Source organism: Ruegeria sp. CH2, from assembly GCF_056537065.1.
Window position 1 is genome coordinate 227,176 of sequence record NZ_JBQFQV010000004.1, and the last position, 14,165, is coordinate 241,340.

Sequence of the window (14,165 nt, forward strand, 5' to 3'; positions counted from 1 at the left end):
CGGGGTGCAAGCGCTGCGCGTCACGGATAGCTGGGGGTGCGGCCCAAAAGCTCATCCAACTGCCGCCCAATCCAGCCATGCGGGATGAAATGCCCGCCGGGATGCGTGTCCAGCGTCACCTGCCCCTGCGTGCAATCGGTCCATTCCACTCGGCTAAGCGTCAGGAACGGTTCCACACTCCAATCACCCCGCGGGGTCGCTCCGTTGCAATTGTACTTTTCACGCCAAAGCGAGACCGGATGGGTCGTGTCGCCATTCGCGCCATAAGGAAAATCCATCACCGTATCGCTGAGCCCGTGTACATGGCGCGCCTCACGCGGGGCTTCGGGGCAGTTTTCTGTCTGGCGAATGCTGCCCGCAACGGCCAGCAAAGCAGCGATGTCATTGCCCGACTGGCACACATAGCGCCACGCCATCGCACCGCCGAAGGAATAACCCGAGACATAGATGCGGTCAGGGTCAATCGGATAGCGCTTGGCCACGTCCTCCAGCACCCGGTCGGCAAAAGGCACATCATCCGAGCGTGCGGACCAGAAATTCCAGCTTTTGCCCAAACCGTTCGGGGCAACCAGCAGCACGCCCCGACGTTTCGTGGCCCCGGCAATCCGTTCGTGGTTCACAACCACGGTGCCCTGCCGCGCCCAACCATGGAAATGCAGCAGCACGGGCAGAGGTGTTTCACCATCCCAGCCATCAGGTTCTAGAACGTGATACGAGCGGTCACCGAGATCACAGGCAATAACGCCGTGGCATTCGGTTTTCCAGGGGCCCATGGCAAAGGCGGGCGCGGTCATCAGCAGAAGAAGGCAGAGCAATCGACAGATCATGCACCCGACCCTAACGGGGCATTCCGCCCTGTCACTTAACATATCGGTGTGGTCCGATCGTAGGCCGGGCTTCAGCCCGGCACCCACCCACCGCACATGGCGGGCTGAAGCCCGCCCTACGTCAGGTCAAAGCATCAAGCCGGGCCATAGCCAGACCGCGGAATGGCGATCAAACCTTTAGCTGGGCAGTTTGTGGTCACCAATTTTGTGTGTCGTTGAAACAGGGCACCTGCGGAGACAAATCGCCAGCCCGTCCGGGCGGTCTGGCGATGGCGCGGCGGCCTACCGGCCTTTGCTCCGCGCAAGCTATTTGGATGGCTCTTTGCTCAACATTTTTTGCATCCATCTTGGAAATCTGAATTGATGATGCTCCGCAAGTTCCGTTCGCATTATTCTCAGCAGCTGCGCATGAGATTGCTGAAGTTCCCTTGCTGCCGCCTTAGCTTTCTCGGAGTTTTCAGGGCTAGCATCACCCGCCGGAGGGAAAGCAACCTTCCACGCGCGAAACTTTTTGTCATGAGAACTAACTGCATTCCAGATACGATCTGACGCTATCAAAGCAACCTGATCGCGTGTGGTGTATATATCAATCTCTGCTTTCGATATCCCCAAGAAGCCCGCCAGTTGCTCGTCGGTGTATTCTTGCCCTTTGTAAGGCTGGGAAAGAAAATGTTCGTGCGTGAGGGTCAGATACTTGGCGAAAAGCTCTCTTTGCCTCTGTTGAAGCTCAGTTTCCCTTTCCACCATTTTTTGCCAACGGTAGACAACCGTAGCGACTATTATTGTCACTAGGCCTAGGAAAAACTGGCCGATACTCACCGACTCAAACCACCATGCAGGTTCGGCATATCCAGCGCCGCAAACCCGTAGTGGCGCAGCCAGCGCAGGTCGCTATCAAAGAACGCCCGCAAATCCGGAATGCCGTATTTCAGCATCGCCAGACGGTCGATGCCAATCCCGAACGCAAAACCCTGATAGACCTCGGGGTCGATCCCTCCAGCGGCGATCACCTTGGGGTGGACCATGCCGGAACCCAGAATCTCCATCCAGTCGTCGCCCTCGCCGATCTTCAGCTGACCGTTATCCCACGAACAGCGGATATCAACCTCGGCCGATGGCTCGGTGAAGGGGAAGTGCGAGGCGCGGAAGCGCAGTTCGACATCGTCGACCTCAAAGAAGGCTTTCACGAATTCTTCCAGAACCCATTTCAGGTTCGCCATCGAGATGTCCTTGTCGATGGCCAGCCCCTCGACCTGATGGAACATCGGCGTGTGGGTCTGGTCGTAATCGGCGCGGTACACGCCGCCCGGACAGATTACGCGGATCGGTGCACCCTGTTTCTCCATCGAGCGAATCTGGACAGGCGAGGTATGGGTGCGCAGCACATGCGGCGGGCGGTCATCACCCTCGGCGCGGTGCATATAGAACGTGTCCATCTCGGCCCGTGCGGGGTGGTGACCGGGGATGTTCAGCGCGTCGAAATTGTACCAGTCGTCTTCAACACGCGGCCCTTCGGCCACCGAGAAGCCCAGTTCAGCAAAGATCGCGGTCAGTTCCTCGGTCGCCTGGCTGATCGGGTGGATTGACCCCTGACGGCGCGGGCGGGTCGGCAGGGTGACGTCCAGCCATTCGGTCCGCAGGCGCTCATCCAGTGCAACATCGGCCAGCGCGGCTTTCTTGGCGGACAGCGCCGAGTTAATCTCATCCTTCAGGGCATTCAGCGCCGGGCCTGCGACCTGACGTTCCTCGGGCGTCATCTTGCCCAGCTCGCGCATCTTCAGCGCGACCTCGCCTTTTTTGCCAACAGCCGCGACGCGGATCGCCTCAAGCGCGTTTTCGTCGCCTGCTTCGGCGATTTGGCCCAGATACTTTGCCTTAAGATCGTCCATGACGGCCCTCTGAATTTGGTCGAGAACCTGCTATCGGCCCCGCCCCGCGAATGCAAGCGGGACGGTGCGCATCAATAGCTGTATTCGGGATAAATCCGGGTCAGGTCGCCATTCCAGTCGCCATTGTAGTGTTCCAGCAACTCATCTGCCGGAACCTTGCCGGTGTCGATGCTTTCCTTCAACGCGTTCAGGAAATGCGTCTCATCCGGGACCAAACCACCAGCACCAGGGCGCGCACGGGCTTTCAGGCCCGCCTCGGAGATTGCCACAACTTCACGCGCCAGATCATGCATGTTGACGTTGCCAACCTGCGCTTGAAGCCCGTCTTTGGCCGCCGCAACACGCAGCGCCTCGCGCGTTTCAGCATCCCAGCCCTTGACCAGATCCCACGCCGCATCCAGCGCGGTTTGGTCATAGGTCAGCGCGACCCAGAAGGCGGGCAAGGCGCAAAGCCGTCGCCAAGGGCCACCATCCGCGCCGCGCATCTCCATGAACTTCTTGATCCGCGCTTCGGGAAAGGCCGTTGTCAGGTGATCGGCCCAATCCGACAGGGTCGGCGTTTCACCCGGCAATGCAGGCAACTCACCCTTGAGGAAATCTCGGAACGACATGCCCAGCGCATTAATGTACTGCCCGTCGCGGTAGACGAAATACATCGGCACATCGAGCGCGTATTGGACATAGCGTTCGAATCCAAAGCCATCCTCGAACACGAAGGGCAACATGCCCGTGCGCGCATCGTCCAGATGTCGCCAGATATGGCTGCGCCAGCTTTTCTGACCGTTCACTTTACCTTCGAAGAACGGAGAATTGGCAAACAGCGCCGTCGCTACCGGCTGCAATGCCAGCGCCACGCGCAGTTTCTGTACCATGTCGGCTTCGGACCCGAAGTCGATATTAACCTGAACGGTACACGTCCGCCGCATCATGGCGCGGCCCATGGTGCCGACTTTTTCCATATAATCGTTCATCAGCCGATACCGCCCCTTGGGCATCAGCGGCATCTGGTCATGCGTCCAGATCGGCGCCGCGCCCAGACCGATGAATCCCACACCGATCTCATCGGCGATATCCTTCACCTCGCGCAGGTGAGTGTTCACCTCATCGCAGGTTTCATGGATCGTCTCCAGAGGGGCACCCGACAGCTCCAGCGCGCCACCCGGTTCAAGGCTGACATTTGCGCCGTCCTTTTCAAGACCGATCAGATGACCGGATTCACGGACCTCTCCCCAGCCGTGGCGATCCCGCAACCCCTCCAACACGGCGACAATGGATCGCTTTCCTTCAAAAGGCAGAGGTTTCAGCGTGTCCTTGCAATAGCCGAATTTCTCATGCTCGGTGCCGATGCGCCAATCTTGCTTGGGTTTGCAACCCGATTCCAGATATTCGGCCAGTTGTTCATGGCGTTCGATCGGACCGCCGCCGGACTGAGGGATGGACATGAACCGTGCTCCGATCCTGCTGTGTCTGTTTTGAAGGTCAAGTGGTGGTCGGAAATGGCGCCAGTGTCAATGCAACGGCAGATGCGCCGGGCGCGACGGTGTACGTTCCCAGATAACGACCGGATGCTGCGATTTGCCGTTGAGTTCCGACAGCATTTGCTCGGTTTTGAGGCCAGGCAGGTTTGAGAACACGTCGAACAACGCCTCGGCTCCTTCTGCATTCACAGGAATGTGAAGCGTTGGCTGGCCCGGCTGATCCAGAACCCAATGTGCGGGGTCGGAGGTCGGGTCAAGGGCCAGACGCTCAATTTCGCGGGACGCGACGATGCCGCCGTCCAAGGGGCCCAGATAAGTGATCTGACCTTCATCAATCGTCACGACACCTTGCCCGCCCACACCTGTTCTGAAGCGCGCGCGCTGTATGCCGATCACAGTCAAAGCCGCTGACACGACAATCAGAAACCAGCCTATCCAGGCCAACAGCCCACCCGGCCCGCTGATCCAGCTCAGACCAAGGATCAGGACAAAAGCCGCAACCAGAACCTCGCGCCAACGCCAAAGCGCCAGTTTTGCCTCGGGTCGGATGAAACTCATGAGAGCACCCTTTGCGGTTCCTGCAGCAAAGCGACCTTGTACCAACCCACCTGTTGGAACCCAATCGCCTCATAGGCACGGGCTGCAGGTGCGTTGTTCGCAAACAGGATCGCGGCCGCCGCGCCCTCGGATTTTGCTTTCTGCATCAATGCGGTCGTGACCCGTCGACCCAGGCCACGATTTCTGTTTTTACGTGGAACAAAAACTCCACCGACCTGAACTTGGTCGTGAACCCTGGCATTTACAGACGCCATGGCAACCGGCGCGTCGCCTTCCATCAGGACAATCGCCCTACTTGCGGTCAATTCCGCCTCGACGCGCTCTGCCGCCAGCTCACGCGCCTCTTCGCCTGCGGCCTGTCCAGTATCTTCGAAGTAATCCGCGAACCAAGTGTGCAGTCTTGACCGATCCTCGGCGCGCAAAGCGCGATAAGGAACAGGTGCCTCAGTCAGACCTCGCAGGTCACGTCGATAAAGCGGTTCATCGTGATTCAACCGGTACTTCGCCTGCCCCAATCCCAGAGCGCCCAACGTCAGCTCGACCTGAGGTGCATCTCCCGTCATACCCAAAACGGTTTCGCCTTCGATCATCCGCGCGAAACACTCGACAGCTTCGGTTTCGGCGTTGGGCAATTGAACCATCAGATAGCCCTTCTTGCCGAGCCCGAAGACACCCTGAACCTGATCCTCACCCCAGATGAAGTAGCGACTGGAATATTCATTCGCATTCAACCCCACCCCGTGGGCCGCCAAATTGCTGCGCAAAAACATTGAACTGTCAGGGTAGCGGGACAGAAACCTCTCAAGCGCCGGGGCATCCGATTGAACCGCCTCGCGAATCACGACCAATCCCCCAATGCCTGCTGCCACATGGTCAATGCGGCCACCGCCGCTGTATCCGCCCGCAGAATACGCGGGCCAAGACTGACCACATGCGCATAGGGTAAAGCCGACAGCCGCGCACGCTCAGCGTTGGAAAACCCGCCCTCCGGGCCGATGAGAATCGCCCAGGCGCGCCCTTTTTCATTCGCTGCCAGCCGCAGGGCCGAACCGACCTCGGCTTCGTTGCAGAACATCAACTGTCGACCTTCAGGCCAGGTCTTCAGCACGCGGTCCAGCCGCTGAAGGTCTGCCACCTCGGGCACGTAGGTTCCTCCGCATTGTTCAGCGGCTTCGATTGCATGAGCCTGAAGCCGGTCTTGCCGGATACGGTCTGCGTTGGTGAATTCGGTCTGAACTGGCAGGATGCGAGCCGCGCCCATTTCAGCGGCTTTTTCAACAATGAAATCAGTGCGCGCCTTTTTGATCGGCGCAAACAGGAGCCACAGGTCGGGGGGCAGCTGCAAAGGTTTGGTCTGCCTGACACAGGTCAGAGCTCCGCCGCGTTTTCCGGACTCGGCCACCTCGGCCAGCCACTCTCCATCTTTGCCGTTAAACAGCGCCACTGCTCCGCCAACCGGCAGTCGCATGACGCCAAACAGATAGTGCGCCTGATCGCGCGTCAAAGGAACCGATTGCCCCTGACCCAAGGGCTGCTCTACATACAGTCTGATTTTCGCACTCATGAGACCTACATATGCAAGGCAATGCCCCAACACCAGATGGTCAAGTCGCCGATGCCGTCACCGGCAACTGGGTCGACACATATGCCCCAGCCTTTGCCCGACCGTATCTGCGCCTCAGCCGCGCGGACCGGCCCATCGGCACATGGCTGTTGCTGCTTCCATGTTGGTGGGGGCTGGCGCTGGCCATCCTGCATGACGGTCAACCGCGTTGGGAAGATCTGTGGATTGCCCTAGGCTGCGCATTCGGAGCTTTTTTGATGCGAGGTGCCGGTTGCACGTGGAACGACATTACAGACCGGGAATTCGACGCACAGGTTGAACGCACACGCTCGCGCCCGATACCGTCGGGGCAAGTCAGTGTCCGGCAAGCTGCGGCCTGGATGATACTGCAAAGCCTTCTGGCGCTCGGCATTCTTCTCAGCTTCAATCAGGCGGCGATTGCCATGGGTGTGTTATCTTTGCTGCCGGTGACCGTTTATCCGTTTGCCAAGCGGTTTACCTGGTGGCCTCAGGTTTTTCTGGGGCTGGCCTTCAACTGGGGCGCATTACTGGCCTGGACGGCGCATAGCGGGTCGCTCGGCTGGCCTGCTGGCACGCTGTACCTGTCCGGCATCGCCTGGACCCTGTTCTATGACACGATCTATGCACATCAGGATACCGAGGACGATGAACTGGTCGGCATCAAATCCACCGCGCGCCTGTTCGGCACCGACACGGCGAAATGGCTGAAGTATTTTCTGGTCGCAACAGTATCGCTGATGGGGCTGGCCATTATTGATGCCGGGGTGCCTGACGCGTCAATTCTGGCGTTGGGGGTCGCGCTTTGCGGCCCCTGGGCCATGGGCTGGCACATGATGTGGCAATTGCGCGGGCTTGATACCGAAGACAACGCCAAGCTGCTGCTGCTGTTTCGGGCCAACCGCGATACCGGCTTTATTCCGCTGATCTTCCTTTGCGTCGCCTTGTTGCTCTGATTGCACCCGCTGAACGGGGCCTGTAAAGATCGGCGCAAACGCCTGAGGAGTGCCAAACCCAAACATGCGTCTGCCGTATTTTATCGCTGTTTCCCTGATCTTTCTTGTATCAGCTGGCCTGTCACTTCTGGCGGCCAGCTATGCTGTTACCGAGATCGAAGAATCATCGGAACTCGCTGTACGGCGCTCGCTGGACCTGAAAGGACACGATTGGGCCGAGGTCGAAGCCGATGGTTTGCGGGTGGTCCTGACCGGTACAGCGCCAGATGAAGCGACCCGCTTTAACGCGCTGACCGCTGCGGGAACCGAAGTTGATACATCCCGCGTAATCGACGAAATGGAGGTTATCGCAACTTCCGCCCTCGCAGCACCGCGCTTTTCGGTAGAAATCCTGCGAAATGACAGTGGAATTTCGGTGATAGGTCTGATCCCCGCCAGTGAGAACAGGGACAAGCTGATCCAACGGCTTGGCAATCTGGACAGATCTGTTGCCATTTCGGACCTGATGGAAACAGCAGATTACCCAAAGCCCAAAGGGTGGGATGCCGCAATATCTTACGCGTTGGAGGCCCTGACCCACCTGCCCCGCGCCAAAATTTCCGCCAGCCCGGATCTGGTCAGGATCACGGCAATTGCCAACAGTCAGCAAGAAAAACAAAAACTGGAACGCGACCTGACGCGTACGGCACCGCCCAGCCTGCGGGTTGGGCTGGCAATTTCAGCACCTCGCCCGGTCGTCACTCCATTTACTTTGCGTTACCTGATCGACGAAGAAGGCGGGCATTTTGACGCCTGCTCGGCGCAGGATGAGAAGGCACGTGACCGAATCGTGGCCGCCGCGAAAAACGCCGGGTTAACGGGGCCTTATTCCTGCACCATCGCCTTGGGCGAACCATCGCCACGCTGGCCAGAAGCAGCCGAGAAAAGCATTCAGGCGCTGTTCCGGATAGGCCAGGGTTCGGTCACCATGTCAGACGCGGACATTACCCTGATCGCAGCGGAGGGAACCGATCCTGCGTTGTTCGACCGGGTTGTGGGCGAGCTTGAAACCGAGCTGCCTGCGGTCTTCGCCTTGCACGCCGTATTGCCCGAGCCTGAGACAACGAACCCAAATGGCCCGGTCGAGTTCTCGGCCACCCGCAGCCCTGAAGGGCTGGTGCAATTGCGCGGACGGCTGGGTGATGAAACTCTGCGCGACATGGTCGACAGCTACGCGCGCGCGGCCTTTGGATCCGATCAGGTATATACTGCCACCCGCATCGTTTCGGATCTCCCGACGGACTGGCCTGTACGTGTTCTGGCCGGTCTGGAGGCTTTGGGTCAGCTCCACAACGGCGTATTGACCGTAACACCCGATACGGTCGAACTGATCGGCCTCAGCCACGAAGAAGACGCCAAGGCCCGCATCGCAGGTCAATTGTCCGACAAGTTGGGCGAGGGGCAGGAATACACCCTGACCATCACCTATCAGCCCCCACCGGAACCCGAGGACGCCCTGCCCGACCCGGAAGTCTGCGAGGCCCAAATTGCTGAAATTCAGGCCACCAGCAAAATCGCCTTTGAGCCCGGATCGGCCACGATTGCATCAGACTCGCGCGATGTGGTGAACCAGATTGCGGATATCCTGCGCGACTGCGGTCCGATCCGTATGGAGATTCAGGGCCACACAGACAGTCAGGGCCGTGAAGAGATGAACCAACAACTCAGCCAGGCGCGGGCGCAATCCATTCTGAACGAGCTGCGCGGGCGGCGCATTCCTACCAGCAGCTACACCGCCGTGGGGTATGGGGAAACGCAACCCATCGCTGACAACGACACCGAAGAGGGTCGGGAAGAAAACCGCCGGATCGAGTTCCGTCTGATCCGCCCTGAGCCTGTTGAGGGTAGAGAAACAGGCCTTGAAGCGCTTGAGGCCGAGGCTGCGACTTCCGCAGAGGACCAAACCGACACGACCGCACCAGATGCGGATGCAGGGGACCAGTAAGTTGAACAGAACAGAATTCGTCATTGTAACTGCCATTATCCTGTTCGCCGCCTTCTGCATGGGCTGGTTTGCCAACTGGTTGGCGCACCGCCTGTCCCGAGTAAGTCAAAGCGACGTTGCCGATCTGGATCGGATGAGTCAGGAGTTGCACGAGGCCGAGGAAACCCGCGATCAGGCCATCACCTATTTGCAGCAACGTGAGGCCGAATTGACAAACCAGCTAACCCAGACAGAGGCCGAGCTGGCAGCTGCTATGGATGGCCTGCGGGCCGCGCGTCAGGAGGCCGAAGAACTGCGCGGACGGATCAACAACGCGGATTAAGTATACGACCTTGCGCCACCGCCCAAGTTTGCAAGAATAAACGGTCGCTAAATCACTACCACCGGGTCAGCGCGTCTTCGTCTTCGTCTTTGGCTGCGACCCATTCCGCACCAGAGTGGGTGATTTCCTTCTTCCAGAAAGGTGCGCGAGACTTCAGATAATCCATCAGATATTCCGCTGCCTCAAACGCATCTTTACGATGCGGCGCAGCGGTCGCCACCATCATGATCCTGTCTCCCGGGGCCAGTCGGCCATGACGATGGATCACCAGCACGTCACCCAATGACCACCGCTCCTTGGCTTCCTGGGCAATCTTGGTCAGCGCCCGTTCCGTCATACCCGGATAGTGTTCAATCTCCATCACATCCAGATCACCGCTTGCCAGGTCGCGCACAACGCCAGTGAAGGTGACAATGGCTCCGTTGGCATCATCCCCGGCGGCAAAAGCATTGGCCTCGGCGCCCAGATCGAATGCTTCCTGCTGAACAGCGATCCGCATCGCTCAACCGCCCGTCATTGGTGGAAAAAACGCCACTTCCCGAACGCCCGACAGCGAGGCGTCAAAATCCGACAACTCCTGATCCAGTGCAACGCGCAGGGCGGACAAATCGGCAAATGCCGCGGCATAGCGTTCTTCCCGCGCGCTCAACTCGGCCACCAGATCATTGACAGTGACTGCCTGCGTCTCGACTTTTTCCTTTGGCAAACCGATACGTTCGCGTACCCATGCAAAATACAGCACATCCATCCCTCAGATCTCCTTCAGATGTGGCATGGCTTTACGTAGGTAATCATAGCCGGTGATCAATGTCAGCGCCGCCGCAATCCACAGCAACCACAGCCCGATCTGGCCTGCCCAGAACATACCATGGATGTTCCAGCGCAGGTGATTCACATCTTCAACCTGGCCCGCGATAATCTGTTCTACCAGCGCGTCGTCCATGCCGAAACTCGCCATCACGGCATAGTGTTCAAAGATGCCCTGCGAGAACAGCACGGCGATGGCGATCATCTGCGCTGTTGTTTTCCACTTGGCCAGCTTTGTAACCTTCAGCGTCCCCGCCACATCGCCCAGATATTCGCGCAGGCCCGAGACAAAAACCTCGCGGAACAGGATCACGGTGGCGGGTAGCACCAGCCATGGCGTCCAGTGTTCGGTCGAATAGCCAACCAGAATCATCAGCGCGATCACCACCATTGCCTTGTCGGCAATCGGATCCAGCATCGCGCCCATCTTGGTTTCCTGTTTCCACGCACGGGCCAGATAGCCATCAAACCAATCGGTGATCGCCGCCGAAAGGAACAGGATCAAAGCGAACCAGTCCGCATAGGGCCGGGTGAAGTACAAAAACATTACGGCCAGACCGGGCGCAGCCAGCAGGCGTAGAACCGTCAGGATATTGGGCAAATTCCACTTCATGGCTTGGACCCTATATCGCCGGTTCAAGACAGAAAAGACAAACCGGTAAAAAACTACATCACTCACAACAGCTTGGTCAAAGCGCCGCAGGTCCGACGCTTTGCGCCTCGTGCACTTGGCGTTTCACGTCTTTGCAGTCAGATTGCCCGTCGACTGCAAAGTGGAACGTTCAGGATGACAGCGCATATTCAAACCGACGCCCGGTCGAACATGGTCGGCAGCCTGTGGATGGTGGCCGCAATGGCGGGCTTTGCGTTGGAGGATGCGTTGCTGAAAGCAGCATCGACCGCGCTTCCGATCTGGCAGGTTCTGGTTCTGTTCGGGACTGGCGGGTCCGTAATCTTTGCGGCACTGGCGTCGGCTCGCGGAAAACGTCTGATACACCCAGACGTTCTATCCCGCCCGATGAAAGTTCGGGTGCTGTTCGAAGTCTTTGGTCGGCTGTTCTATGTGCTCGCCATCGCGTTGACGCCCTTGTCCTCGGCCACCGTGATCTTGCAAGCAACGCCTTTGGTTGTGGTCGCAGGCGCGGCGTTATTCTTTGGTGAAGCGGTTGGTTGGCGGCGATGGAGCGCGATTTTTGTCGGTATGATCGGCGTCGTCATTATTCTGCAACCGACAGGGGACAGTTTTTCACTGCTGTCGATACTGGCCGTGTTGGGTATGTTAGGGTTCGCAGGGCGTGATCTGGCCAGCCGTGCGGCCCCTGTCACGCTTGGAACCGAAGTTCTGGGGTTTTATGGTTTCCTCAGCATTATCGTTGCGGGCCTTGCCTATCGGGTGTGGGAAGGCGCACCCATGACACCGGTTAGCACGCACACCAGCCTGCATCTGACGGGCGCGGTTATGATGGGCGTCATGGCCTATGCCGCGCTCATGAACGCAATGCGCACGGGTGAAGTGTCTGCCGTGACCCCGTTCCGCTATACGCGACTGCTGTTCGGTATCGGGTTGGGTATCGCCCTGTTCGGCGAAAGCCTGGACCGTACCATGTGGGTCGGCAGCGCGCTTATTGTGGCCTCGGGTCTCTATATCCTGTGGCGGGGGCGACAGGTCTAACCCTTGTCGTGGAAGAAATCATAGACTTTCTGAGCCAACCCGGCCGAGATTCCCTCGACCGCTTTCAGGTCTGCCAGATTGGCCCGGCTTACCGCTTTGGCGCTGCCAAAGTGAGTCAGCAAGGCGCGCTTGCGTGCAGCCCCGACGCCCGGAATTTCATCCAGCGGCGTGGCACCAACAGCCTTGGCGCGTTTCGCACGGTGGGTGCCAATGGCAAAACGGTGCGCCTCGTCCCTTAGCCGTTGAATAAAGTACAAGACCGGATCGTTGCGTTTTAGGGCAAAGGGGCGCTGGCCGATCCGGTGAAACTCTTCCTTGCCGTGGTCACGGTCGACCCCTTTGGCAACGCCGACCATCGGAATGTCTTCGACTCCGTGGGCCTGCATGATCTCGTGCACAGCGCTGACCTGTCCGGCACCGCCATCGATCAACAGCAGGTCGGGCCAAAGCCCTTTATCCCGATCCGGGTCTTCTTTTTGCAGGCGGGTGAAGCGACGGTTCAGAACCTCTTTCATCATGCCGAAATCATCACCCGGCGTCAGGTCGTCGCCGCGAATGTTGAACTTGCGATAGGCGTTTTTCATGAACCCGTCGGGCCCTGCCACGATCATACCGCCCACCGCGTTAGTGCCTTGGATATGAGAGTTATCGTAGACCTCAATCCGTCCCGGTGGACTATCCAGATCAAACGCCTCTGCCACCCCGCGCAGCAACTTGGCTTGGGTGGCGCTTTCCGACATGCGCCTTGCCAGAGACTCTCGCGCATTGCGCAAGGCACCTGCAACCAGTTCCTGTTTCTCACCCCGCAGCGGGACAAGGATTTCGACTTTGCGCCCGGCTTTCTCGGACAAAGCCTCCTGCATCAGATCGGCGTTTTCGATCCCGTCCGACAAGATCAACTGCCGTGGTGGTTCCTTGTTGTCGTAGAACTGGCCAAGGAAAGCCTCCATCACTTCGGCATGTGATACATCCGGGCCAACACGCGGATAAAAGTCCTTGTTGCCCCAGTTCTGGTTGGCCCGGATGAAGAATACCTGAACACAGGCCTGCCCGCTGTCCATATAAAGGCCGATCACATCCGCCTCGGTCACGCCACGAGGGTTGATGCCTTGCGCGGTCTGTACCTGCGTCAGCGCCCGGATGCGGTCGCGCAGACCGGCGGCGCGTTCGAACTCCATAGCCTCGGACGCGGCCATCATCTGTTCAGCCAGTTCCTCCTGCACCTTGGTCGAGCGCCCCGACAGGAAACGTTCTGCATCCTTGACGCTTTCACTGTAATCCTGCTCCGAAATCAAACCGACACACGGCCCGGAACACCGTTTGATCTGATAAAGCAGACAGGGCCGCGTGCGGCTGTCGAACATGGAATCCGAACAGTTACGCAGCAGGAATGCCTTTTGCAGCTGGTTCAATGTGCGGTTTACAGCACCCGCGCTGGCAAATGGTCCGAAATAGGCGCCTTTTTCCTTCTTCGCCCCACGGTGTTTTTTGATCTGCGGAAAGTCATGATCCTTGGCGACCAGGATGTTCGGAAAGCTTTTGTCGTCCCGCAGCAGCACATTGTATTTCGGTTTAAGCTGCTTGATCAGGTTCTGCTCCAGCAGCAGCGCTTCGGTTTCCGTTCTTGTGGTCAGAAACATCATCGAAGCGGTCGAGGAAATCATCTTCTCGATCCGGCCCGAGTGACCCGGCCTTGTATAGTTCGACACCCGCGCCTTCAGGTTTCGCGCCTTGCCCACGTATAAAACCCGACTGTCGGCATCCAGCATCCGGTACACCCCGGGTGAGCTGTCCAGCGTCTTTGCGTAGCGCTGAATGCAGGCATAACCGGTCAGGGACGATTCACTGTGGGTAGTCATGGGATTCCGATATGATTCTCTTATACTGGCTGCAATCTTGCGGGCTTCAGATCAAGAGAAAACAAATCCACGATTCCTGTGGATAAGTGTGAAGATAAGTTTTCACAGCCTTAGAATTTCCCTTGTTTCATTACCACTTCATTAACATGCACAAAAAATAGGCACATTATCAAGATGCTGATTTTTAACGATATTTTTTCACACATTTAGCAAGTGTATGAAAAAAAAGAC

15 protein-coding genes are annotated in these 14,165 nt (G+C 58.2%); 4 read left to right on the forward strand and 11 right to left on the reverse strand.

Features of this window, described 5'->3' with window-relative positions:
- Positions 1-20: 20 nt before the first annotated feature.
- The 7 genes from ACR0M9_RS08875 to ACR0M9_RS08905 all read right to left on the reverse strand — a co-directional run bounded on the left by ACR0M9_RS08875 (position 21) and on the right by ACR0M9_RS08905 (position 6,316).
- Positions 21-827: a CE1 family esterase gene (locus ACR0M9_RS08875; RefSeq protein WP_480773372.1), complete on the reverse strand. Its 807-nt coding sequence runs from the start codon at positions 825-827 to the stop codon at positions 21-23.
- Between the two features lie 306 nt (positions 828-1,133).
- Positions 1,134-1,646, reverse strand: coding sequence for a hypothetical protein (locus ACR0M9_RS08880; protein WP_480773373.1), 513 nt, complete (start codon positions 1,644-1,646; stop codon positions 1,134-1,136).
- The gene (gene pheS, locus ACR0M9_RS08885; RefSeq protein WP_480483013.1) at positions 1,643-2,716 is read right to left on the reverse strand and encodes a phenylalanine--tRNA ligase subunit alpha; all 1,074 of its coding nucleotides are present in this window, start codon (positions 2,714-2,716) and stop codon (positions 1,643-1,645) included. The genes ACR0M9_RS08880 and pheS overlap by 4 nt, the downstream gene beginning before the upstream one ends.
- A 71-nt stretch (positions 2,717-2,787) precedes the next feature.
- The gene (locus ACR0M9_RS08890) at positions 2,788-4,158 is read right to left on the reverse strand and encodes a glutamate--cysteine ligase (RefSeq protein WP_480773374.1); all 1,371 of its coding nucleotides are present in this window, start codon (positions 4,156-4,158) and stop codon (positions 2,788-2,790) included.
- A gap of 66 nt (positions 4,159-4,224) precedes the next feature.
- On the reverse strand, positions 4,225-4,752 hold the full coding sequence (locus tag ACR0M9_RS08895) for a hypothetical protein (RefSeq protein WP_480773375.1): 528 nt from the start codon (positions 4,750-4,752) through the stop codon (positions 4,225-4,227).
- Positions 4,749-5,522, reverse strand: coding sequence for a GNAT family N-acetyltransferase (locus tag ACR0M9_RS08900; protein ID WP_480773376.1), 774 nt, complete (start codon positions 5,520-5,522; stop codon positions 4,749-4,751). The genes ACR0M9_RS08895 and ACR0M9_RS08900 overlap by 4 nt, the downstream gene beginning before the upstream one ends.
- A 68-nt stretch (positions 5,523-5,590) precedes the next feature.
- Complete coding sequence (locus ACR0M9_RS08905) at positions 5,591-6,316, reverse strand: 16S rRNA (uracil(1498)-N(3))-methyltransferase (RefSeq protein WP_480486558.1); 726 nt, start codon at positions 6,314-6,316, stop codon at positions 5,591-5,593.
- A gap of 11 nt (positions 6,317-6,327) precedes the next feature.
- Between ACR0M9_RS08905 and ubiA the strand changes: the two genes are divergently transcribed.
- The 3 genes from ubiA to ACR0M9_RS08920 all read left to right on the forward strand — a co-directional run bounded on the left by ubiA (position 6,328) and on the right by ACR0M9_RS08920 (position 9,596).
- The gene (ubiA, locus tag ACR0M9_RS08910) at positions 6,328-7,290 is read left to right on the forward strand and encodes a 4-hydroxybenzoate octaprenyltransferase (protein ID WP_480773377.1); all 963 of its coding nucleotides are present in this window, start codon (positions 6,328-6,330) and stop codon (positions 7,288-7,290) included.
- Between the two features lie 64 nt (positions 7,291-7,354).
- A complete protein-coding gene (locus ACR0M9_RS08915; protein ID WP_480483002.1) occupies positions 7,355-9,274 on the forward strand; it encodes an OmpA family protein in 1,920 nt (639 codons plus the stop codon).
- Between the two features lies 1 nt (position 9,275).
- A complete protein-coding gene (locus ACR0M9_RS08920; RefSeq protein WP_267365430.1) occupies positions 9,276-9,596 on the forward strand; it encodes a hypothetical protein in 321 nt (106 codons plus the stop codon).
- 55 nt (positions 9,597-9,651) lie between these two features.
- Here ACR0M9_RS08920 and ACR0M9_RS08925 read toward each other — a convergent pair whose 3' ends face one another.
- The 3 genes from ACR0M9_RS08925 to pgsA are packed head-to-tail and all read right to left on the reverse strand — an operon-like array spanning position 9,652 to position 11,016.
- Positions 9,652-10,095 (reverse strand): molybdenum cofactor biosynthesis protein MoaE, encoded by a 444-nt coding sequence (locus ACR0M9_RS08925; protein ID WP_480494390.1) that lies wholly within the window; start codon positions 10,093-10,095, stop codon positions 9,652-9,654.
- Between the two features lie 3 nt (positions 10,096-10,098).
- Complete coding sequence (gene moaD / locus ACR0M9_RS08930) at positions 10,099-10,344, reverse strand: molybdopterin converting factor subunit 1 (protein WP_209506660.1); 246 nt, start codon at positions 10,342-10,344, stop codon at positions 10,099-10,101.
- 3 nt (positions 10,345-10,347) lie between these two features.
- Positions 10,348-11,016 carry a CDP-diacylglycerol--glycerol-3-phosphate 3-phosphatidyltransferase gene (gene pgsA, locus ACR0M9_RS08935; protein WP_480773378.1) on the reverse strand — a complete coding sequence of 223 codons (669 nt, stop codon included), beginning with the start codon at positions 11,014-11,016 and terminating at the stop codon, positions 10,348-10,350.
- Between the two features lie 174 nt (positions 11,017-11,190).
- Here pgsA and ACR0M9_RS08940 point away from each other — a divergent pair, with 174 nt between their 5' ends.
- Complete coding sequence (locus ACR0M9_RS08940) at positions 11,191-12,075, forward strand: DMT family transporter (RefSeq protein WP_480773379.1); 885 nt, start codon at positions 11,191-11,193, stop codon at positions 12,073-12,075.
- On the opposite strand, the gene uvrC is transcribed toward ACR0M9_RS08940, so the two are convergent.
- A complete protein-coding gene (uvrC, locus tag ACR0M9_RS08945) occupies positions 12,072-13,934 on the reverse strand; it encodes an excinuclease ABC subunit UvrC (protein WP_480494396.1) in 1,863 nt (620 codons plus the stop codon). The two genes, ACR0M9_RS08940 and uvrC, sit on opposite strands and share 4 nt — an antisense overlap.
- Between the last annotated feature and the right edge of the window lie 231 nt (positions 13,935-14,165).